A 20815-nucleotide genomic window follows, 5' to 3' on the forward strand; every position below is an offset into this window, starting at 1 on the left:
TGACATGGTACGGGCTTGCACCCGTTGGTGTGCGGGCCCGCGCCCGCTGGGGTTCGGGACGCTCAGGAGTCGAAGTCGACCGTGACCTCGTCGCTGACGGGGAACGTCTGGCAGGTGAGGACGAAGTTCGCTTCGACCTCGGCGTCCTCGAGGGCGTAGTTGCGGACCATGTTGACTTCGCCGCCGCAGATCTTCGCGCGGCAGGTTCCGCAGACGCCGCCCTTGCAGGCGAACGGCAGATCGGACCGGGATTCCTGTGCGGAATCGAGGATGGTCTTGCCCTGCGACATCGCCGAGGTGGAGCGCTTCCCGTCGAGGATGACCGTGACGTCGCTCGTCGCACCTTCGACGACCTTGTCCGCGTGGACGACCTCCGGTGGGGGTTCGTCGACGTAGAAGAGCTCGAAGTGGATCCTCTCCTTCGGCACGTCGAATTCGGCGAGGACCTTGCGGGCGTCTTCGAGCATGCCGAAGGGGCCGCACAGCCACACATGGTCCATGCTGCCGATCGGGACGATGGCGGTGAGCAGATCCCGCAGCTTCTCCGCGTCGAGGCGGCCGGAGAAGAGCTCGACATCGCGGGGTTCGCGGGAGAGGACGTGGACGAGGTCGAGCTGTTGGTTGCGGGCGTCCTTGAGGTCGGCGAGCTCCTCGGCGAACATCACGGTGTTCGTGTGCCGGTTGCCGTAGAGCAGGGTCACCGAGGCGTCGGGGTTGGACAGCACGGTCGAGGCGATGGAGAGCATCGGGGTGATTCCCGAACCCGCCGCGATGCACAGGTGCCGGCCGCCGGCGGAGGCGTCGGCGCGGAAGCTGCCCGAGGGCGGCTGCACCTCGATGGTGTCGCCGGCTCGGACCTCGTTGACCAGCCACAGGGAGAAGAGCCCTTCGGGGACTTCGCGGACACCGATGCGCGGGGCGGTTCCCGCCGGGGCGCAGATCGAATAGGTGCGGCGGTGCTCCTGGCCGTCGATGATGCGTCGCAGGGTCAGGGACTGTCCGGCGGCGAAGTCGAAGAGTTCGCTGTATTCGGCCGGCACGTCGAAAGTCACTGCGGCCGAATCCTCGGTGAGGTGGTCGACGGACTTCACGGTGAGTGGGTAGAAAGCCGACCGGGAGCGTCCGTCGGCGGGCTCGGTGGCGGGAGCCGCCTCGGCGGTCTGATCGATCGTCTGTGTCATCAGATCTCCTTCACATGGTCGAACGGTTCGAGGCAGTCGTTGCACTGGTACATCGCCTTGCACGCGGTCGCGCCGAACTCGGAGGACAGGCGGACGTTGTCGGATCCGCACAGCACGCAGGTCACGGCGCGGCGAGTGGGCATGAGGGTCAGCGCCACCGGGCCGGTGCGGACTGGGGCGGACCCGGGTGGGGAGATTCCGGCGTCCTTGAGTGCTTGTCTGCCGCGTTCGGTGATCCAGTCGCTCGTCCAGGCGGGTGTCAGGGACACGCGCACCTCGGCGTCGGGGAAGCCGGCCTCGAGTAGTTCGCGCTGCAGGTCATCGCGCATCGTCGCCATCGCCGGGCAGCCCGAATAGGTGGGGGTGATGGTGGTGACGACGTGGCCGTTCTCAATCGTGACGTCGCGCAGAACGCCGAGGTCGAGGAGGGTGAGCATCGGCATCTCGGGGTCGGTCACGCGTTCGGCGGCGGCCCAGGCACGGTCGATCGCCTCGGCGTCGGTGACTGGTGCGGCGTCGGTCGGGTAGGTCTCGAGCATGGCGGTCACCACTGACCCTCCGGGTGCTCCCGGGCGACGACCTGCATCTCGGCGAGCAGCTTCGACAGGGCCTCGGTGTGGAGTCCGTCGCGGCCCTTGCCGCCGTGGACGCCGACCCCGGCCAGACCACCGCGTTCGGGCCGATCGATTCCGGCTGCGGCGAACACCTGGTCGAGGATGACGGATGCCTCGTCGGCCACCGTCGCGGGGTCGACGCCGATTCCGGCCTCGGCCACGGCAGTCTCGACCGGGTGGGTCTCGAAGAGCTCGGACCACAGCGGCCACAGACCGTCGAGGGCTTTGACCAGGCGGGACTTCGATTCCTCGGTGCCGCGGGCCAGGGTCACGACCCAGCGTCCGGCGAAGTCGCGGTGGTAGGACATCTCCTTCACGCCCTTGGCCGCGATGGCGGCGAGCACGGTGTCGCGGCTGTCCACGAGGCGTTCGAAGATCGACAGGCGCCAGGTGGAGTAGATGAGGATCTTCGCGACCGCCTCGGCGAAGTCGCCGTTGGGCACCTCTGCCAGGCGGACATTGCGGAAGCCCAGGTCATTGCGGAAGTACGCGAGCCGGTCCTCATCGGGCACCGGGGAGCCAGCCGGCAGCTCGGGCACGAGCTCCGGATCGGCTGCGGCGGCGCGGGCGAGCAGGAGACGCGCCTGGCCGAGGAGGTCGAGCGCGATGTTCGCCAGCGCAATGTCCTCTTCGAGGTCAGGGGCGTTCGAGCACCATTCGGAGATCCGCTGGCTGAAGACGAGCGCGTCGTCGCCGAGCATGAGGCAGTACGCGCCGAGGTCCTTGGCGTCGACGCCGTCGGGCACGGTCGTATCGACGCCGGCCAGGGGGTCTTCGAAGTCGGTGCCGAAGGCCCAGTTCGCGTCGTTGACGAGCAGACCAGAGTACGCGTTGTCGTGGTCGCCGTGATCGACGTTCGTGCCGGCTTCGTCGTGTTCGACGTGGATGGTGGGTTCGTTGTTCGCAGTCATCTCTCGCCCCTTCTCACATATGGGGGACATCGTCGGGGATGTCGTAGAAGGTCGGGTGACGGTAGACCTTGTCGCCGCTGGGGGCGAACATCGGGTCCTTCTCATCCGGGCTCGAGGCCGTGATGTCGGAGGCGCGGACGACCCAGATGCTCACGCCTTCGTTGCGTCGGGTGTAGACGTCGCGGGCATGGTGGACGGCCATCTGGTCGTCGGCGGCGTGCAGAGATCCGACGTGGACGTGGTTGAGTCCGCGCTTGCCGCGCACGAAGACCTCGTACAGCGGCCATTCGCCGCGGGTCGAGCTTGCAGCGGATGCGTCCTTCGCCGAGGTGGAGCCGGGGGTGGTCTCGGTCATTTCGCTGTCTCCTCGGGGGTGGTGGTGTCAACTCCGGCGGCGGGAGTCGCATCGGCCGCGGTCAGGGTGGCGGCCGCCTCGGCGGTCTGGTTCTCTGTGAAGGCGAGCGCTGCTTCGCGCACCCACGCTCCTTCGTCCCAGGCGCGCTTGCGGTGATTGAGGCGCTGTTCGTTGCAGGGTCCGTCGCCCTTGACGACGGCCCAGAACTCGTCCCAGTTCGGGGTGGAGAAGTCGTAGTGTCCGCGCTCTTCGTTCCATTTGAGGTTCTCATCGGGGAACGTCACGCCGAGGGCCTCGGCCTGCGGGACGGACATGTCGACGAACTTCTGGCGCAGCTCATCGTTGGTGTGGGTCTTGATGCCCCAGGCCATCGACTGCTCGGTGTTCGGCGAGTTGTCGTCGGGAGGTCCGAACATCATCAGCGCCGGCCACCAGAAGCGGTTGACCGATTCCTGGACCATCTCGCGCTGAGCCTCGGTGCCGCGCATCATCGTCATCAGCAGCTCGTAGCCCTGGCGCTGGTGGAAGGACTCTTCCTTGCAGATGCGGATCATCGCACGGCCGTAGGGGCCGAAGGAGGTCCGGCACAGCGGCACCTGGTTGCAGATGGCCGCCCCGTCGACGAGCCAGCCGATCGTGCCGACATCCGTGTAGGACAGGGTCGGGTAGTTGAAGATCGAGGAGTACTTCTGCTTGCCGGCGACGAGCTTCTCGGTGAGCTCGTTGCGCGTGGCGCCCAGGGTCTCGGCGGCCGAGTAGAGGTAGAGGCCGTGTCCGGCTTCGTCCTGGACCTTCGCCAGCAGGATCGCCTTGCGACGCAGAGAAGGCGCACGGGAGATCCAGTTGCCTTCGGGCTGCATGCCGATGATCTCCGAGTGCGCGTGCTGCGCGACCTGCCGGATGAGCGTCTTGCGGTAGGCCTCGGGCATCCAGTCCCGGGGTTCGATCCGATCCTTGGCCTCGATCGTGGCGTCGAACTGCTCCTGCAGCTGCGCCTCGTCGAAGCGGTTGTCGTTCACTTGAGTTGTCATGACCACTCCACCCTTGGATGTGCCCTTGTCAGGACCTGCCTCGGTCAGCGGCTGCCGACCTCCTCATCGGTCCGACCATCGTAAGACCTCTGGCCCGAGGGCATCCATTTACTGACCATTTGTTCTGTATTGTTGCCACCAGTGTCGCACACCCCCGGCCTGGGTGCAATGCCGTGCCGCCCACGCGAAGGAGCCGCTCAGCCCCGCCGCCGTGCCGCGTCGCCTGCCGAATACAGGTCAGCATCAGATACTTTCAGCGCCGGAAAATGTCCGATAGCGACCTATATTTCTCGGCAGCGCGGGGTGTCAAGCTGTTTGGAGTCACTCACGCTGCTTCAGCAGTGATTTCTTGGACTTCAACTAGGACTGGTTCGTGATTGATACCGACCACACCGGCCGGCTTCGGCACCTGCGGTGGCGCATGGAAACGCTCGGGATGCCTGGCGTAATACTCATCATTCGCCTTCACCCGGGCGTTCCACGCTTCTTCCCACGACCCGTCATGGACCTGATTCGGGGTGAACAACGCGATCCCTGAATGCCGGTGCTCCGTGTTGTACCAGACGACATAGGCATCGATGTGGGCTCTAGCCGCCTCGAGTGATTCAAACGTCTTCGGATAGTCCGGGCGATACTTCATCGTCCGAAACTCCGATTCCGAATACGGGTTGTCATTAGACACATACGGTCGGTTATGCGATAACTCCACCCCGTATGCCTCGAGTGCGTTCTTCAACGCATTCGACTTCATTGCCGCTCCCGAATCGGCATGCACAAACTCAGGCACACCGTGCTCGGCGATCGCGGCCTCAAACATCTCAACAGCCAAATCATCGACCTCGCGGGACTCGACCCGGTAACCGACGATCTTGCGGGAGAAGATATCGATGATCGAGTATGCCTTGTACGTCACCCGACTCCAGATCGACTCCACATCCGTGATGTCCCAACTCCACACCTGCCCCGGACGGGTAGCCACCAGCACAGGTGCTACTCGGGGCGTCCTCGTCTCACCCCGGGACGGGACCCGGGGCCGCTGCGACTGATCCACAATCGCCTCAGCAATACGCCACCATGTGCGCCTGGATGCCAACATCACACCCTCGTCCCACGCTGAAGCAAACGACGCATCCACTGACCGGCCCTGCAGCCAACCGGCCTGGATCCGCTCCGCAATGCTCTGCCGGTCGGCAGCACCGATCCGCGTCGAGTAGTCCCGCTGCTTCTGCTCTATCGGGTCAGATAGTCGGGGACGAGGATTGACCCGGTAGTGCCACACCGATCGGGCCAGGCCCACCAGCGCCAATGCCTTCCGCTGTGAGGACAGAACGTCAGTCAGTTCGATGACCAGGGAGTTCTCGATGGTCAGGAATTGCCCGGCTTCGGCGTCGTCGGGGTTACGTCGGGCTCTTGTGCGTTCCGATCGTGCAAGAGCCCGATAGCTTTTCCCAAGGCTTCGTTCGCTGCCTCGAGTTGAGCATTGCGTTCTTCGAGTTCGGCGATACGTTTGGCTTGGTTTTCTTCGATTGATGATTGCATCAGTTGCCTCGGGTTGTAGGGAACTTTGCCTGCCCGTGACCGTGGGATCAGGCCACGGTCGAGGTCACCGTTGAATGTCGCTAGTCGCCACTTCCTGAACTGGTGGCGGCTGAACTCTTGCTCCGCTAACCACAGGGATTTATACCCGTGTGGGATCTTCTCGTGTTGGTAGACGAAGTTTCGGATCTCTTCGACAGTGTATCCGGGGGTGATGGCCATGGTGCTCCGGTTCCTCTCTTATCCGGAGTGGCTCACAACCAGCCTGACACAGAGGGCAGCTATCCGATAGTGACCTAATTCCCGCCCGCGCTTGACGATGCGTGCGCGATTCGCAGACGAACACACCCCAACCACACCCCGTGACTTGACACCGGCGACGATCGGAACGATATTTATTGACCAGATGGTCGTTTATTCTCCGACGGGCTGACCGCCCGGGATCACGGGGAACTCTCACCGTCGTCCACACGCAGCGGCGCAGGCACTCCTCGTGCATCGGCGCCTGAACCCGCGACTCGAGGAGGAGCCGACCATGGGACAGCCCGCCCACGATACGACGACCGCGGAGTCACAGACCCCGAACACCTCCACCCCCGCCGAGGCGGCGCCCGAGTCCCCCACCGAGGCGACCACTCCGTCCCCCGCAGACGCCCCCACCGAGGCGGCGCCCGAGCTCACCGGTGCCGCCGCGATGTTCGCCAACGATCGCGCCTCCCAGCACCTGGGCATCACCGTCGATGACCACGGACCCGGGTGGGCGCAGTGCTCGATGACGGTCACCGACATCATGACCAACGGCCACGACATCACCCACGGCGGCTACATCTTCCTCTTCGCCGACACCACCTTCGCGATGGCCTGCAACTATCCCGGCTCGATCACCGTCGCCTCCGGCGGAGACATCGACTTCCTCAAACCCACGTACCTCGGTGACGAGCTCGTCGCCCGCGGCCATGAGGTCATCAAGCAGGGCCGCTCGGGCATCTACGACGTCACGGTCACCCGCGGCGACGACATCATCGCCACCTACCGCGGCCGCTCCCGCACGCTGCCCGCCCGCAAGTAGACCCGACCAACCACACGGCCGCCGGCTCCGCGACAGGCACCAAGCCGCGCCGGACCACCCCCACCGAACCACCCGTCGACGACCGAACACCGAAGAACGGTGGACCACCTCGGCGGTTTTTGGATCTGACACACAGAAGAGATTCGCAAGGAGACGATGATGACTGAGACCGACCTCGACGCCGGCGAACGGATGAGCCTGGACGAGCTGCGCTCCGACCAGCTGAAGAACCTCAAGACGACGGTGACCTCGGTGTACGAACGGGTGCCGTTCTACCGGAAGACCTTCGACGACCTCGGCGTGACTCCCGCCGACATCACGAGCCTCGATGACATTGCGAAGCTGCCGTTCACGACCAAGCAGGACCTGCGCGACAACTATCCGTTCGGGCTCTTCGCCGTCCCGCAGGAGCAGGTCGCGCGCATCCACGCCTCCTCGGGAACGACGGGCCTGCCGACCGTCGTCGGGTACACGATGGGCGATCTCGATCGGTGGGGCAGCCTCATCGCGCGGTCCATCCTCGGTGCCGGCGGCAAGCGCGGACAGATGATGCACAACGCCTACGGATACGGCCTGTTCACCGGCGGACTCGGCGTCCACGGGGCGGAGCGTCACGGGTTCACCGTCGTCCCGATCTCCGGCGGTCAGACCCCGCGCCAGGTGCAGCTCATCCAGGATTTCAAGCCGGACATCATCACGGCTACCCCGACATACCTGCTCACGATCCTCGACGAATTCCACAAGCAGGGCATCGACCCGACTTCGACGAGTCTGAAGACCGCGATCTGCGGCGCCGAGCCGTGGACGGACGAGATGCGCAAGGAGATCGAGAACTCCTTCAACATCGATGCCGTCGACATCTACGGCCTCTCCGAGGTCATGGGACCGGGCGTGGCCTGCGAATCCGCGGTGACGAAGGACGGCCCGACGATCTGGGAGGACCACTTCTACCCGGAGATCGTCGACCCCTTCACCGGCGAGGTGCTGCCCGACGGCGAGGAGGGCGAACTCGTCTTCACCTCACTGACGAAGGAAGCGCTGCCGATCATCCGCTACCGCACGCACGATCTCGCAACGCTGCTGCCGGGCACCGCGCGCCCGAACTTCCGCCGCATCTCGCGCATCACCGGCCGCTCCGATGACCTCATGATCATCCGCGGCGTCAACGTCTACCCCGCGAACGTCGAGACCGTGCTCTTCGAGTTCGCACCCCTGAGCCCCCACTTCCAGCTCATCCTCACCCGCCCGGGTCGGATGGACGAGATGACCGTCGAGGTCGAGGCCCGCGAAGGCGTCGGCGCCGTCGAGCTCGACGGCCTCGACAAGCTCGTGGCCGCCCGCATCAAGGAGCGCCTCGGCGTCTCCTGCGCCATCGACATCAAGATGCCCGGGGACCTGCCGCGCTCGGTCGGCAAGATGAAGCGCATCATCGACCGCCGCGAGGGCGTGCGCTGAGATGAGGCGCAGTGCATGCGCTGAAGCGGCGCTGCGGACGCGCGCCGAGGTGAGTGCTGTGACTTGGATCGCGGCACTCACCGAGGTGGCCGATTAGACTGATGCGCATGCCCGAATCGTCCTCACCCGCGTCGACAGCTCCGGATTCGACGACGTCGTCCGCGGAATCGACGACCGCCGCGTCGACGTCCTCGACGACCCCCGCCGAGGCGACCGCCCCCAAACGCTCGCGCCGCGGCCGTCCCGGCTACGACCGGGAGACCTTGATCAACAAGGCCACAGAGGTCTTCGTCTCCCGCGGCTATGACGGCACGTCGATGGACACGGTCGCCCGTGAGCTCGGCATCACGAAGTCCGCGATCTACCATCACGTGAAGTCGAAGGAAGAGCTGCTGCACCTGGCGATCAGCCGCGGCATCCGCGCCCTCGATTCCGCTGTGGAGACCGAGAGCCTGCGAGAGAACGTCACCGCGCTCGAACGCCTGCAGCTGGCCGTGCGCGCCAGCGTCGTCATCCTCATCGAGTACCACCATTCGGTGACCTTGCTGCTGCGCGTGCGCGGAAACTCACCGCTGGAACGCGAAGCCCTCGAGGCCCGACGCAATATCGATGCGAAGGTCCGTGCGCTCGTCGAGGCCGCCATCGCCGAGGGCGGTCTGCGCTCGGACTTCACCCCCGGCCTCATCACTCGCCTGCTCTTCGGCATGGTCAACTCGATCACCGAGTGGTACCGCCCCAGCTATCCCGTCGACCCCGACACCATCGCCGAGGCGGTCACAACGATGGCCTTCCAAGGCCTGGAGGCCTGAGGGTCGGGTCCTGGCACCCGAGGCTCAGCCTTCCCCGATCGCTCCCGCAGTCAGAACCCAGCCGAGTGTCGATTCGATCTCGGACAGCAGCTCCTGCCTCGGAGGCTGATAGTCGCCGATCACCCAGTCGACGACGATCTGAATACCGGCGCCGACGAGCAGGTCCCCGAGCACTCTCCGACGCGTGCCGGTGAGTACGGTGCCCGAGACGGCCACGCAGAGCGCATCGGCGAGTTCGCCGCCGATCACCCGACCGTGCCGACGGTAGAGCTCGTCGATGCGCGCACTGACTCCGAGCACTTCGAAGAGGTGGACTCGCGCGAAGATCGGGTTCGCCTGCGCCCAGCCGAGAAACCCGTCCATGAATCCGCGCAGCACCGCCATGGCCTCGCCGCCCTGCGCCTCCGTCACAGTCTCAGAGCCCCCTGCATCGGCCGCACCACCAGCGAGCACCACGGCCCGCAGATCGGCCACCACCCGCTCGTAGACCTCGACCAGGAGATCCTCCAAGGTGGCAAAGGATTCGTAGAAGTAGCGCTTGTTCAACCCTGCGGAATCGCAGATCGCGCCCACCGTGGCCGCCCGGTATCCCTGAGTCCCGAACAGTTCGATCCCTGCCGCGATGATCTGCTCCCGGCGAGCACTCTCCCGTACCTCCCGGCTGGCTCCCGCGTAGGGGCGTCCTTCTTTAGTCACAGTGTGATCTTGACAACACTGATCGCCGAATGCAAACTGGTACGGCATCGTGCCAGAAAGGGCGGGAATGACCTCCACCAACGCAGACGACGGCCCCACGGCCTCGGCGGGACTCGGCTCCCACGCCACAGCGAACACCTCGTCCCTCAATGCCGCTCAGCGCGAGCGCGACCTCGCGGCCGCCTCGGCGAATATCTCCGACGTCGTCGTCATCGGCGGTGGATTCACCGGCACCGGCGTCGCTCTGGACGCGGCCAGCCGCGGACTCTCTGTCACCCTCGTCGAACGCGGCGACCTCGCCTCGGGAACGAGCAGCTGGAGCTCGAAACTCGCCCACGGCGGACTGCGCTACCTCGCGAAGGCCGACGTCGGAATCGCGTGGGAATCCGCCGTCGAACGCGGCCGGCTGATGAACACCATCGCCCCGCACCTCATCCGGCCGCTGCCGATGATCTTCCCGCTGCATCCGGGGGTCGGTCGCGTCGAGGCGGCCATGACGAACACCGGCTTCCACGCCGGCGACCTCCTGCGGATGCTCGCCCGCACCCCGAAGGAGCTTCTCCCCTATCCCCGCCGCGTCTCGGCCGCCGAAGTCCGGCAGCTCGCCCCGACGACGGCGAGCGACGGTCTGCGCGGCGGGCTGCTCAGCTGGGACGGTCAGCTCATCGACGATGCCCGGCTCGTCGTCGTCTTGGCCCGGACCGCCGCCGAACACGGTGCGGGTGTCATCACCTACGCCGAGGCGACCGCCATCGAACCCACCCGCGTGCACATCAGGGACCGCCTCACCGGGCAGGAGCACACGCTGCGCACCCGACAGATCGTCAATGCCGCCGGCGTCTGGTCGGACACTCTCTCGGACGAGGTCGAACTGGCACCGAGCAAGGGTTCGCACATCCTCGTGCCGGCCGCCCGCCTCGGCGACCCACAGGCCGCGATCACCGCCCCGGTGCCCGGTCACTTCGGTCGCTACGTCTTCGCCGTGCCGTGGCCCAACGGTCTGGTCATGATCGGTCTCACCGACGATCCGCACCACGGTCCGATCCCGGACCGCGCCCTTCCCGACGGCGATGAGGAGGCGTTCCTCCTCGACACGATCAACGCCGTTCTCGAAGACAAGCTGACTACTGACGACATCGTCGGCAGCTACGCCGGCTTCCGCCCGCTGATCAAGACAAGCGACACCTCGAGCAGCGCCGACCTCTCCCGCAAGCACGCCCTGCTGCGCGACTCGCGGACCGGGGCGCTGACGATCGTCGGGGGCAAGCTCACCGCCTACCGCCGCATGGCCGAAGACGCCGTCGACGACGTCGTCAAGGTCGGCGGACTGCGCGCCGGAGCGTGCCGGACGACCGAACTCGGCCTCGTCGGCAAGGGCACACCCGCACCCGGCCTGCCCGACCGCCTCGTCGCCATCTACGGAACCGACGCGGCGAAGGTGGCAGCCTACGGCGATGCCGACCCCTCCCTCAACGAACCCGTGCGCGAGGGCATCCCGCTGACCGGCGCGGAGGTCCGTTTCGCCGTCGAACACGAACTGGCGCTGACGGTCGAGGACTTCATCGACCGGCGGACCCGGTGGGGACTCGTCGACGCCGACCGCGCTGACCTCTATGACGCTGTGGCCCGGCTCGCTCCGGAACTCACCACCGAATCACGACACGAAGGATGACGACCATGGACAAGCCGCGTATGCGCTGGTGGGGCTGGGGCGAAGACGGCCACGACGGCCCGGTCAAGCCCGGGGCGAAGGTGATACTGAGCAAACACTGCGGGTGGCCGGCCGGAGTCGACAGGCCGCATGTGGCGCTCGAGGACGTCGAGCTGCCCGAATCAGTCCTGCCGTCCGCAGTCAGGGCCCGTTTCGCCGAGGCGGTGGGCGAGGAATTCGTCCGCGACGATCGCGCCGTCCGCGTCTCCCATGCGGCCGGGCGCAGCCTTCCCGACCTCATCCGGCTGCGCAACGGCGAGCTGGTCACCGCTCCCGATGCGGTGCTCTACCCGGCTTCGAACGCCGAGGTGGACACCCTCCTCGCGCTGTGCGCCGAGGAATCCGTGGCGGTCGTTCCCTTCGGTGGCGGCACCAGCGTCGTCGGCGGCATCGATGCCGTGCGCGGCGAGTTCGCGGCGGTCGTGAGCATCAGCCTGGCCCGCCTCGACAGGATCATCGACATCGACGAGGAGTCGCTGACGGCCACCGTCCAGGCAGGAGCCTTCGGACCCGACCTCGAGGAGGCGCTGCAGGCTCGCGGCTTCACGCTCGCCCACTATCCGCAGTCCTTCGAGTTCAGCACCGTCGGCGGCTGGGTCGCCACCCGCTCGGCCGGTCAGCAGTCGACCGGGTACGGCCGCATCGATGAGAACGTCTGCGGTCTGCGCTGTTCGACCCCGAGCGGTCCCGTCGAGCTGCGCACCACCCCGGCGACGGCGGCCGGACCAAATCCGCGCCAGCTGTTCGTCGGCTCCGAGGGAACGCTGGGCATCATCACCGAGGCGACCCTGCGGATCCATCGCGTGCCGAAGGCAGTGCAGGGCGACTCCTGGTTCTTCCCGGACTTCACCTCAGGCAGCGCAGCACTGCGGGAGATGGAGCAGTCGGGACTGCAGCTCGACATCGCCCGTCTCTCGGATGTCAACGAGACCGCGTTCGGTCTCGCGCAGCTCGGCAGCGAGCTGCAGCGCAAGGGCGTTCTCGCTTACCTGCGCGCCCGCGGCCTCACGACTCCCTGCCTGCTGGTCGTCCGCTACGACGGCACCCCCTCCGATGTTCGTGCGCGTCGCTCCCAGGGTCGTTCGATCGTGCGCAGGCACAAGGGCGTCAACCTCGGCGCGGTTCCGGAGACCTCGTGGGAGAAGCACCGCTTCTCGACTCCGTACCTGCGGGATCAGCTGCTGCGTGAGGGCATGATCGTCGAGACGATGGAGACCTCGGCCCCGTGGTCGAAGGTGGAGGACCTCCACGGTGCGATCGGCGCGGGAATCGAGAAGGCGATGGCCGATCGCGGCACTCCTGCTTTCGTGCTCTGCCACGTCTCGCACCTCTATGCCACCGGCTGCTCGCTGTACTACACGGTCTTCGCCAAGCAGGAGGTCGGGGCGGAGATCGCCCAGTGGAAGGCGCTGAAGTCTGCTGCCAGCGAGGCAATCGTGAACGGTGGCGGCACGATCACCCATCACCATGCCGTCGGTACCGATCACGCTCCGTGGCTGCCCGCCGAGGCCGGTCAGATGTGGCTGCGGATGCTGCGCGCAGCCAAGGCCGAGGTCGACCCGACCGGCATCATGAATCCCGGCAAGCTGATGAACGGACCGGATCGACTGTGAGCGGCATCGAAGACAAGGGCGACTTCGGCACGGGTTCCGCAGACCGGGGCTCTGCGCGGCCGGTCGCCGATCCGGCGGTCGTGCCCGTGATCCTCAATCCCACGGCACGGCGCGGAGCGGTGCTCAGACGCATCGATCCGCTCGTCCACGCTTTCGCCGCACACGGTCTCGAGGCACGGCTTGTGAGAAGCACGAGCGAGGAACATGCGAAGGAGCTCGCCGCAGCATTCGCCGCCGAGGGCGCCAAGGTCGTCGGCGCACTCGGCGGTGACGGGATGGCGCGTACAGTCGCCGCCGGCCTCGTCGATACGGACACAGCGCTGGGCGTCATCGCCGGTGGCCGCGGCAATGACCTCATCGGCAAACTCGGCATCCCTAAGCGCGTCGAAGAGGCTGTGGCCACGATCGCCGACGGCAGCGATCGAGTGATCGACGTGCTCGACCTCGATGGCACGATCAGCCTCGGCAACGTCTGTCTCGGCCTCGACTCGACCGTCCAGCGGCATGCGAACTCAACCAGGGTCGTCCGGGGCCATTGGGTGTACCTGTACGGGATCCTGCGTGCGATCCTGCCGCCGAGGAGCATCGACCTCGAGCTGACAGTCGACGGACAGCGCCTCGACTTCCGGGGCCTGACCGCGGGGTTCGCGAATTCCGGCCGCTACGGGGGCGGGCTCACACTGTCGCCCGAGGCGGCGATCGACGACGGACTCATCGACGTCGTCCTCCTCAGGGAGGCGTGGCTGCCGAGGCTCGCCGTCGAACTCGTCGCGTTCATGTCGGGCAAGCACGACCGGCATCCGAACATCCATCTCAGCCGGGCTCGCGAGATCCGCATCGACACCCCCGCCGGTGCCGAGCCGGTCGAGATCGTCGCCGACGGCGACGCGGTCGCACAGACCCCGGCGACCGTGACGATCCGCCCTTCTTCGCTCAGGGTCCGGGTGCCCCGGACCTCATGAACGACGTCGCCCCGCGCCGAGGATGCACATCCTCCGCGCGGGGCGACTCTTACCTGCCTGTCCGGCCGGCAGGGCCTTCAACCCAACCGGGCCCTCAGTACTCCTTGGCCACCAGGGTGAGCACATCGTAGTTCGCCACGGGTTCGTCGTTCTGGTTGACGACCTGCGCGTCCCAGCGGACCTCGCCGTATTCGTCGGTCTCACGCGGGGTGATGCGCTTGGCGGTGAGCGTCACCTTGAGCTTGTCACCTGGGGAGACAGGCGTGATGAAGTTGAGCCCTTCGAGTCCGTAGTTCGCGAGCACCGGGCCCGGGTCCGGCTGGACGAAGAGTCCGGCGGCGAAGGACACGATGAGGTAGCCGTGCGCCACGCGTCCCGGGAAGAACGGGTTCGCGGCGGCCGCCTCCTCGTTCATGTGGGCGTAGAAGGTATCCCCGGTGAAGTTCGCGAAGTGCTCGATATCGTCGAGCGTAACTTCCCGCCACTCCGAATCGAGAGTGTCGCCGAGGCGCAGATCCGCAAGCGACTTCGTGAACGGATGATCGCCGAGGCGGCGCTCCGACCCGTTGACCCATTCCCCGCCGATCGCGGTGAGCATGTCCGGGGAGGCCTGGATCGCGGTGCGCTGCATGAAGTGTGTGATACCGCGCAGTCCGCCCATCTCCTCACCGCCGCCGGCCCGTCCGGGGCCGCCGTGGATGAGGTTCGGCAGCGGCGAACCGTGACCGGTCGACTCTTCGGCATCGTCACGATCGAGGACGAGCACACGGCCGTGCCATGGGGCGATCTTCCGGACGAATTCGGTGGCGAACTCACGGTCGTGAGTGACGACGGAGCCGACCAGCGAACCGCGGCCACGGGCGGCCAGGCGGACGGCCTCCTCGGTGTCGGAATAGGTGATGATCGAGGTCACGGGCCCAAAAGCCTCGATGTCGTGGACGGCATCGGACCAAGCGTCATCGGCCTGGAGGACGGTGGCCGCCACATAGGCACCACCGTGTTCGGCAGCCAGACGATCGGATTCCTCACGCCCGCCGGTGAGCACGCGGGCTCCCCCGGCGATGATCTGGTCGACCGCGTCGAGGACGTCGGTGCGCTGCTTGTCGGAGACGACGGGGCCCAGGCGGGTGGACTTCTCGCGCGGATCCCCCACACCTTGGGTGGCGAGCTTCGCGGTGATGGCCTCAGCAACCGCCTCGGCGTGGGCCTGCGGCACGAAGGTGCGGCGGATCGCGGTGCACTTCTGTCCGGCCTTGACGGTCATCTCGGCGACGACGCCGGAGACGAAGAGGTCGAATTCTTGCGTGCCGGGTGCGGCATCGGGACCGAGCAGGGAGAAGTTGAGCGAGTCCGCCTCGGCGAAGAAGCGGGTGCCGCGCTGGGTCACGCAGTCGAGCGCGGACAGCGTGCGGGCGGTGTTCGCGGAACCAGTGAAGGCGATCGCGTCCTGTTCGGCGAGGCGGTCGAAGAGCGGGGTGACGTCACCGGAGACCAGCTGGATCGCGCCGGCAGGGAGCAGACCGGATTCGATCATATCCGCGACCACGGCACGGGTCAGGTGGGCGGTGTCGGTGGCGGGCTTGACGACGACGGGGACGCCGGCGACGAACATCGGTCCGAACTTCTCGAGCATGCCCCAGACGGGGAAGTTGAAGGCGTTGATCTGCAGCGCGAGGCCCTGCCGGGAGGTGAGGATGTGGCGGCCGACGAAGGTGCCGTTCTTCGACAGGCGTTCGACTCCGCCGTCGAGGTGGACGGTCGAGTTCGGCATCTGGCGGCGGGCGACGCCGGAGTAGGTGAAGAGTGTGCCGATTCCGCCTTCGATGTCGACGAAGGCGTCGCGCTTCGTGGTGCCGGTGGTGAAGGAGATCTCGTGGTAGTCCTTCGTGCGCTCCATGAGGTAGGTCGCGAGCTTCTTGAGGATCACACCGCGCTGGTGGAAGGTGAGCTTCTGCAGTTCGGCGATGCCGGTGGTCCGGGCGTGGTCGGCGACGGCGGAGAAATCGACTCCGGCCGAGCTCACCGAGTGCAGGAGCTCCCCCGTGCCGGCGTCGCGGACGGGCCGGGCACCGTCGGCCGAGCCGGGGGTGTGCCAGGTTCCGGCCACATAGGAACTGAGGATTTCGGTCATGCTTTGCTCTCCCTGGTGAAACGACGTCTCCCGGTCCACGGCGGCCGCATTCGGCACCGCTGCCGATTCCTAGACATATACTAACCAATCGGTCGGTAATTGTCATGGGCTGCCTCAACCAAGGCGATCGGACGGAACCGCGGCACATCCTCGGCGCGCTTCGTCGATGCGCGAGTGACACGGGGGTGCATTCTGACCTATGATCGTTCTCAATTACTGACCAAGCAGTCAGTCGAGGCAGACGTCCATCCGTCCGCCGCCAGACCCGAGGCACCGGCGATCACTCAGAGTCGAGGACCACCGCCTCCGGAGACGGCACCCGGCAAAGTCGCCCAGCAACAGAAGGTTCCGCTCATGTCCGCCACCGCTTCAGGCCCGGTCACTCCGAATCCGGCCACCCCACATACGACCACCCGCGAGGAACGCAAGGTCCTCGCCGGCACCCTCGTCGGCACCACCATCGAGTGGTACGACTTCTTCATCTACGCTCAGGCCGCCGGCCTCGTCCTCTCCGCCCAGTACTTCGGCCCTCTGGCCGCGGACAATCCGGCGCTCGGTCAGATCATGGCGTGGGCGTCCCTGGGCATCTCGTTCCTCTTCCGCCCGTTGGGCGCGATCATCGCCGGCCACCTCGGCGATCGGATCGGACGCAAGAAGATGCTCGTGCTCACGCTCATCCTCATGGGGGCCGCGACCTCGCTCATCGGACTGCTCCCGAACTACGCGATGATCGGTGTCGGCGCACCGATCCTGCTCACCCTGCTGCGGATCCTGCAGGGCTTCTCCGCCGGCGGCGAATGGGGTGGGGCCGCGCTGCTGTCGGTCGAGCATGCCCCGATCTCCAAGCGCGGCATCTTCGGCGCGTACCCGCAGATCGGCGTGCCGGTCGGCATGATCCTGGCCACCGGTGTGATCTGGGTGCTCACCACGGTCCTCTCCGCCGAACAGTTCGCGAGCTTCGGATGGCGGGTCCCGTTCCTCTTCTCAGTCGTCCTCGTCTTCGTCGGCTATTACATCCGCCGGCAGGTCGAGGAGTCCCCGGTCTTCGCCGAGCTCGCCGAGCGCAAGGCCGAATCCTCGGCTCCTTTGGGCACCCTGTTCAAGAAGAACACGAAGGAAGTCGTCCTCTCCGCGCTCATCTTCATCGGCAACAACGCCGTGGGCTACATGATCATCGCGTTCTTCGCCGCCTACGCCTCCCGCCCCATAGCCGAGGGTGGTTCCGTCGGCCTCGACCGTGCACCCGTGCTGTTGGCGACGACGCTCGCGAGCTTCGGTTGGCTGGTCTTCACGATGTGGGGCGGTGCGCTGTCGGACAAGCTCGGTCGCGTGCGGACCTTCCAGATCGGGTACGTCCTGCTCATCGTCTGGCTCATCCCGACCTTCCTCATGATCGATATGGCGAACATCTGGATGTACGGCATCGGCATCTTCGTCCTCACCGTCGGCATGGGCCTGTCGTATGGCCCGATGTCGGCGATGTACGCGGAGATGTTCCCTGTCGAGGTCCGCTACTCGGGCGTCTCGATCGGCTACGCGCTCGGCGCGATCCTCGGTGGTGCCTTCGCCCCGACCATCGCCGAGACCCTGCTCGCCGAGACCGGAAAATCGATCTCGATCGCGATCTACATGATCATCGTGTGCATCATCTCGCTCATCGGCGTCAGCCTCGTCAAGGAGACGAAGGGCAACGACCTCGGCCTGACGAAGCATCACTGAGGCTGCCGCGAACCCCTGGTTCGTCACCTGCACCTCGTTTTCCTGGTCGATCCACGGTGATTCCTCCGCCTGAAACGCCGTGGATCGACCCAACAATCCACCGAGGCGGCGCACCCCTCAGCAGCTCTCGCATAGGCTGATGAGATGACTGAGCTGACGTACTCCGACATCGAAGCCGCCGCTGCACGGATCGCAGGCCGTGTGCGCCCGGTGACCGTGGCCCCGGCCGACGAGGAAGGACACGTCTTCGCCCTCGAGTTCATGCAGCACACCGGCACGTTCAAGGCCCGCGGTGCACAGAACTTCATCCAGGCTCACCTTGCCGAAGGCACCTTCCCCGAGGCGGGAGTGACGATCGCCTCGGGCGGGAACGCCGGACTCGCCTGCGCATGGGCCGCCCGTGCCGCCGGTGTACCGGCGACCGTCTTCCTGCCGACCACCGCGCCGAGCGTGAAGGTCGAACGGCTGCGTTCGTATGGCGCGCGAGTGGAGTTGGTCGGTTCCGAATTCGCCGAGGCGGCCGCCGCCTGCCAGGATTTCGTCGTCTCATCGGGGGCGCTGGCCTCGCACGCCTACGACCACCCGCTCATCGCGGCCGGTGCAGGCACGCTGATGACCGAGATCCTGGCGCAGGTGCCCGATCTCGACACGGTCGTCGTCTCCGTCGGAGGGGGCGGCCTGTTCGCCGGCGTCGCGACTGCGGCAACTCATCACGGAGTGCGCACTGTCGCGGTCGAGCCGGAGAACTGCCGAGCGCTGAATGCAGCGATCGAAGCGGACGAGCCGGTCGACGTCACGGTCGATTCGGTGGCATCGGATTCGCTCGGTGCCAGGCGGGCGACATCCTTGGCGCTGGAGGCGGCACGGTCGGATCTGGTCACCTCGGTGCTGGTCAGCGACGACGCGATCGTCGAAGCACGCCAGCGACTGTGGGACGAACACCGGCTGGCGGTCGAGCATGCCGCGGCGACGGCGTTGGCGGGAGTCCGCGGTGGCGGCGGAGGGAAGACGGCCGGCGACGGCAAGTCGGCCAGCGGCTATGTGCCGACCGAAGGAGAGAAGGTCTGCGTCGTCCTCTGCGGGGCGAATACGAGCCTCGGCGATCTCTGAGGCGCAGTCAGCGCGTTCGAAGGCAGGAAGTCAGCGCGTTCGGTCGCGGTCCTTCGATTTCAACGAGGCCTTGATGAGGCCGAAGATCGCGAGCGCCACGACGACGGTGATGATGGCCTTGACGAGGAACCACGCGATGGAGAACGCGACGTTGACCACCCACCACGCGATGATGATGGCAATGATCGCGCCCACGATGCTCCACACGGTACTCATCTTCATGCCTCAAGCCTAGGCCCGAGTGCACAGCCGTGCAATGCGCGCGGTGATCGTCCCAGCCGATCCTCAGCACGGACGCAGTTCGTCAGCCGAGCACCGCACCGGACCGAACTGCGCGGGCGGACCAGCGGCGATCGGCGAAGCCCACTTCGATCGGGTGGTCGAAGGCGGCAGAGACCTGCTCGGAGGTGAGCACCTCGGCGATGGGGCCCGCCGCGGTCAGCCGACCGCCGGAGATGAGCGCGGCATGAGTCGTGGTCTCGGGAATCTCCTCGAGATGGTGGGTGACCAGCAGCGTCGACAGCTCCGGCGAGCGCACCGACAGGGCGTCGATGGTCTCGAGCAGCTGTTCGCGGGCGGCCACGTCGAGGCCTGTGGTCGGCTCGTCGAAGAGCAGCAGCTGAGGTTCGGCGATGAGCGACCGGGCGACGAGCGCACGCCCGCGCTCCCCCTGTGACAGCACCTTCCACCCGGCGTCGGCGCGGGGCTCCAGCCCCACCTCGGCGATCTGAGCATCGGCCTTCACGACATCCTCGGGTGAGGGTTCCCACCGCATGGGTCGTTCGACGGTGCCGGTCAGCCCGGTGAGGACGACCTCGCGGACGGTGAGGTTCGAGCGCAGCGGATGGCGCGGGTTGACGTGTCCGATGAGGCGGCGCAGCGCTGCGAGCTCGACCCGGCCCATGCGTGATCCGAGGATATCGACGGTGCCCGAGGTCGGGAACACCTGCGCCGAGGCGAAACTCAGCAGGGTCGATTTCCCCGCCCCGTTCGGACCGATGAGCACCCAGTGTTCTCCGGCACCGATGCGCAGGTCGATGCCGTGGAGGATCTGCGTCTGCCCACGCCGGAACGTCACATCAGCGATATCGAGGACGGTCTCGGCCACGTCTCACCTCCACTTCGGATCATCTGTCGAACATCGCCCATGGGCCGATGTTCGATCCCGAGCAGCTGTCTGCGTCCGGGCTCCTCGATTCTAGGACCCAATTCGCCGAGGCGGCCCCCGCACTGCAAGGCCTACGTTCCGCATCGTGGATCTGTGATCGGATCCCGTTCAGGTCAGATGGCTCGAAAGGTGAGCTCAGTTCAGGTTTGATCGTAGTTGCAGGAAACCGCAACAAGCCCTTCTGGCAGACCACTTATGCGGTCTCGAATAGTCTCCTCAGCTTCAGCAGAGATCATTGCTTCAATCCGAATATCACCAGCGTCATCGATCGATTCGCGAACTTCATAAATATGGTCGTCTTCGATTCCCTCGAATATAGTCATGGCATTTTCGTAATCAGATTTCTCCCATTTCGATCTTCTGACGCAGACATGTTCAGAGAGATCTATGCCCACCAACTCAGAGTTCAGTTGATTGTCATTGAAGGCAGTGATCAGAAGAACGGATTGAGACGGCGATACACGAATGCGGTTCGATGTTGCAATGTTGCCCTGGTCGCACAATGAGCAGAAGTCAGCCCAAAGCGTGTCGAATCTCGCATCATCAACACCAGCCCCCACGGCCTGAGCCCAGGCTCGAACCCACTCACGCCTTCTCTCGGAATCACTGAGAAGTCTCTGGAAGTGATCATCTGGCGAAGACTCAGCATTCATCAACCGCACTCTACGCCGACTGCACTGTATTCGCTCACCAGGAACAGGACTCAGTGTTTCGAGGGCACATGTGCTGGCTCGTGCACACCGC

General features: G+C 66.0%; 20 protein-coding genes. 8 read left to right on the forward strand and 12 right to left on the reverse strand.

Going from position 1 to position 20815, the window contains the following annotated elements:
* Positions 1-62: 62 nt before the first annotated feature.
* The 7 genes from paaE to ACU4IU_RS08335 form a co-directional block, all read right to left on the reverse strand.
* On the reverse strand, positions 63-1181 hold the full coding sequence (paaE, locus tag ACU4IU_RS08305) for a 1,2-phenylacetyl-CoA epoxidase subunit PaaE (RefSeq protein WP_446656413.1): 1119 nt from the start codon (positions 1179-1181) through the stop codon (positions 63-65).
* Entirely contained in the window at positions 1181-1720 is a 540-nt protein-coding gene (paaD, locus tag ACU4IU_RS08310) for a 1,2-phenylacetyl-CoA epoxidase subunit PaaD (RefSeq protein ID WP_446657586.1), read from the reverse strand. Before paaD ends, paaE begins: the two co-directional genes overlap by 1 nt.
* Positions 1721-1725: 5 nt before the next feature.
* Positions 1726-2706, reverse strand: a complete 981-nt coding sequence (paaC, locus tag ACU4IU_RS08315) for a 1,2-phenylacetyl-CoA epoxidase subunit PaaC (RefSeq protein WP_446656414.1) — start codon at positions 2704-2706, stop codon at positions 1726-1728.
* Between the two features lie 13 nt (positions 2707-2719).
* Positions 2720-3061 carry a 1,2-phenylacetyl-CoA epoxidase subunit PaaB gene (paaB, locus tag ACU4IU_RS08320; protein WP_446656415.1) on the reverse strand — a complete coding sequence of 114 codons (342 nt, stop codon included), beginning with the start codon at positions 3059-3061 and terminating at the stop codon, positions 2720-2722.
* On the reverse strand, positions 3058-4092 hold the full coding sequence (gene paaA / locus ACU4IU_RS08325) for a 1,2-phenylacetyl-CoA epoxidase subunit PaaA (RefSeq protein ID WP_446656416.1): 1035 nt from the start codon (positions 4090-4092) through the stop codon (positions 3058-3060). The genes paaB and paaA overlap by 4 nt, the downstream gene beginning before the upstream one ends.
* A gap of 325 nt (positions 4093-4417) precedes the next feature.
* Complete coding sequence (locus ACU4IU_RS08330) at positions 4418-5389, reverse strand: transposase (RefSeq protein ID WP_446657587.1); 972 nt, start codon at positions 5387-5389, stop codon at positions 4418-4420.
* Between the two features lie 68 nt (positions 5390-5457).
* A complete protein-coding gene (locus ACU4IU_RS08335; protein WP_181272604.1) occupies positions 5458-5850 on the reverse strand; it encodes a hypothetical protein in 393 nt (130 codons plus the stop codon).
* A 313-nt stretch (positions 5851-6163) separates the two neighbouring features.
* Here ACU4IU_RS08335 and paaI point away from each other — a divergent pair, with 313 nt between their 5' ends.
* The 3 genes from paaI (at position 6164) to ACU4IU_RS08350 (ending at position 8961) form a co-directional block, all read left to right on the forward strand.
* Entirely contained in the window at positions 6164-6697 is a 534-nt protein-coding gene (paaI, locus tag ACU4IU_RS08340) for a hydroxyphenylacetyl-CoA thioesterase PaaI (protein WP_139467748.1), read from the forward strand.
* 159 nt (positions 6698-6856) lie between these two features.
* On the forward strand, positions 6857-8152 hold the full coding sequence (locus ACU4IU_RS08345) for an AMP-binding protein (protein WP_446656417.1): 1296 nt from the start codon (positions 6857-6859) through the stop codon (positions 8150-8152).
* A gap of 107 nt (positions 8153-8259) precedes the next feature.
* Complete coding sequence (locus ACU4IU_RS08350; protein ID WP_434592776.1) at positions 8260-8961, forward strand: TetR/AcrR family transcriptional regulator; 702 nt, start codon at positions 8260-8262, stop codon at positions 8959-8961.
* A gap of 24 nt (positions 8962-8985) precedes the next feature.
* Here ACU4IU_RS08350 and ACU4IU_RS08355 read toward each other — a convergent pair whose 3' ends face one another.
* The gene (locus tag ACU4IU_RS08355; protein ID WP_446656418.1) at positions 8986-9657 is read right to left on the reverse strand and encodes a TetR/AcrR family transcriptional regulator; all 672 of its coding nucleotides are present in this window, start codon (positions 9655-9657) and stop codon (positions 8986-8988) included.
* A gap of 67 nt (positions 9658-9724) precedes the next feature.
* Between ACU4IU_RS08355 and ACU4IU_RS08360 the strand changes: the two genes are divergently transcribed.
* From ACU4IU_RS08360 to ACU4IU_RS08370, 3 genes are read left to right on the forward strand one after another with little or no spacing between them, the layout of a single operon-like run.
* The gene (locus tag ACU4IU_RS08360; protein ID WP_446656419.1) at positions 9725-11329 is read left to right on the forward strand and encodes an FAD-dependent oxidoreductase; all 1605 of its coding nucleotides are present in this window, start codon (positions 9725-9727) and stop codon (positions 11327-11329) included.
* Between the two features lie 5 nt (positions 11330-11334).
* Complete coding sequence (locus tag ACU4IU_RS08365) at positions 11335-12981, forward strand: FAD-binding oxidoreductase (RefSeq protein ID WP_446656420.1); 1647 nt, start codon at positions 11335-11337, stop codon at positions 12979-12981.
* Positions 12978-13943: a diacylglycerol/lipid kinase family protein gene (locus ACU4IU_RS08370; protein WP_376905094.1), complete on the forward strand. Its 966-nt coding sequence runs from the start codon at positions 12978-12980 to the stop codon at positions 13941-13943. Before ACU4IU_RS08365 ends, ACU4IU_RS08370 begins: the two co-directional genes overlap by 4 nt.
* A 94-nt stretch (positions 13944-14037) precedes the next feature.
* Here ACU4IU_RS08370 and paaZ read toward each other — a convergent pair whose 3' ends face one another.
* Complete coding sequence (gene paaZ, locus ACU4IU_RS08375) at positions 14038-16074, reverse strand: phenylacetic acid degradation bifunctional protein PaaZ (RefSeq protein ID WP_139467741.1); 2037 nt, start codon at positions 16072-16074, stop codon at positions 14038-14040.
* A 354-nt stretch (positions 16075-16428) separates the two neighbouring features.
* On the opposite strand from paaZ, the gene ACU4IU_RS08380 reads away from it, so the two are divergent.
* Complete coding sequence (locus ACU4IU_RS08380) at positions 16429-17793, forward strand: MFS transporter (RefSeq protein ID WP_446656421.1); 1365 nt, start codon at positions 16429-16431, stop codon at positions 17791-17793.
* Between the two features lie 144 nt (positions 17794-17937).
* Positions 17938-18903 carry a serine/threonine dehydratase gene (locus ACU4IU_RS08385; protein WP_446656422.1) on the forward strand — a complete coding sequence of 322 codons (966 nt, stop codon included), beginning with the start codon at positions 17938-17940 and terminating at the stop codon, positions 18901-18903.
* Positions 18904-18933: 30 nt separating this feature from the next.
* On the opposite strand, the gene ACU4IU_RS08390 is transcribed toward ACU4IU_RS08385, so the two are convergent.
* The 3 genes from ACU4IU_RS08390 to ACU4IU_RS08400 all read right to left on the reverse strand — a co-directional run bounded on the left by ACU4IU_RS08390 (position 18934) and on the right by ACU4IU_RS08400 (position 20724).
* Complete coding sequence (locus ACU4IU_RS08390) at positions 18934-19125, reverse strand: hypothetical protein (protein ID WP_446656423.1); 192 nt, start codon at positions 19123-19125, stop codon at positions 18934-18936.
* Between the two features lie 82 nt (positions 19126-19207).
* Positions 19208-20011 carry an ABC transporter ATP-binding protein gene (locus ACU4IU_RS08395; protein ID WP_446656424.1) on the reverse strand — a complete coding sequence of 268 codons (804 nt, stop codon included), beginning with the start codon at positions 20009-20011 and terminating at the stop codon, positions 19208-19210.
* Positions 20012-20211: 200 nt separating this feature from the next.
* A complete protein-coding gene (locus tag ACU4IU_RS08400; RefSeq protein WP_139467737.1) occupies positions 20212-20724 on the reverse strand; it encodes a hypothetical protein in 513 nt (170 codons plus the stop codon).
* Between the last annotated feature and the right edge of the window lie 91 nt (positions 20725-20815).

It is taken from the genome of Brevibacterium sp. CSND-B09 (genome assembly GCF_052906525.1).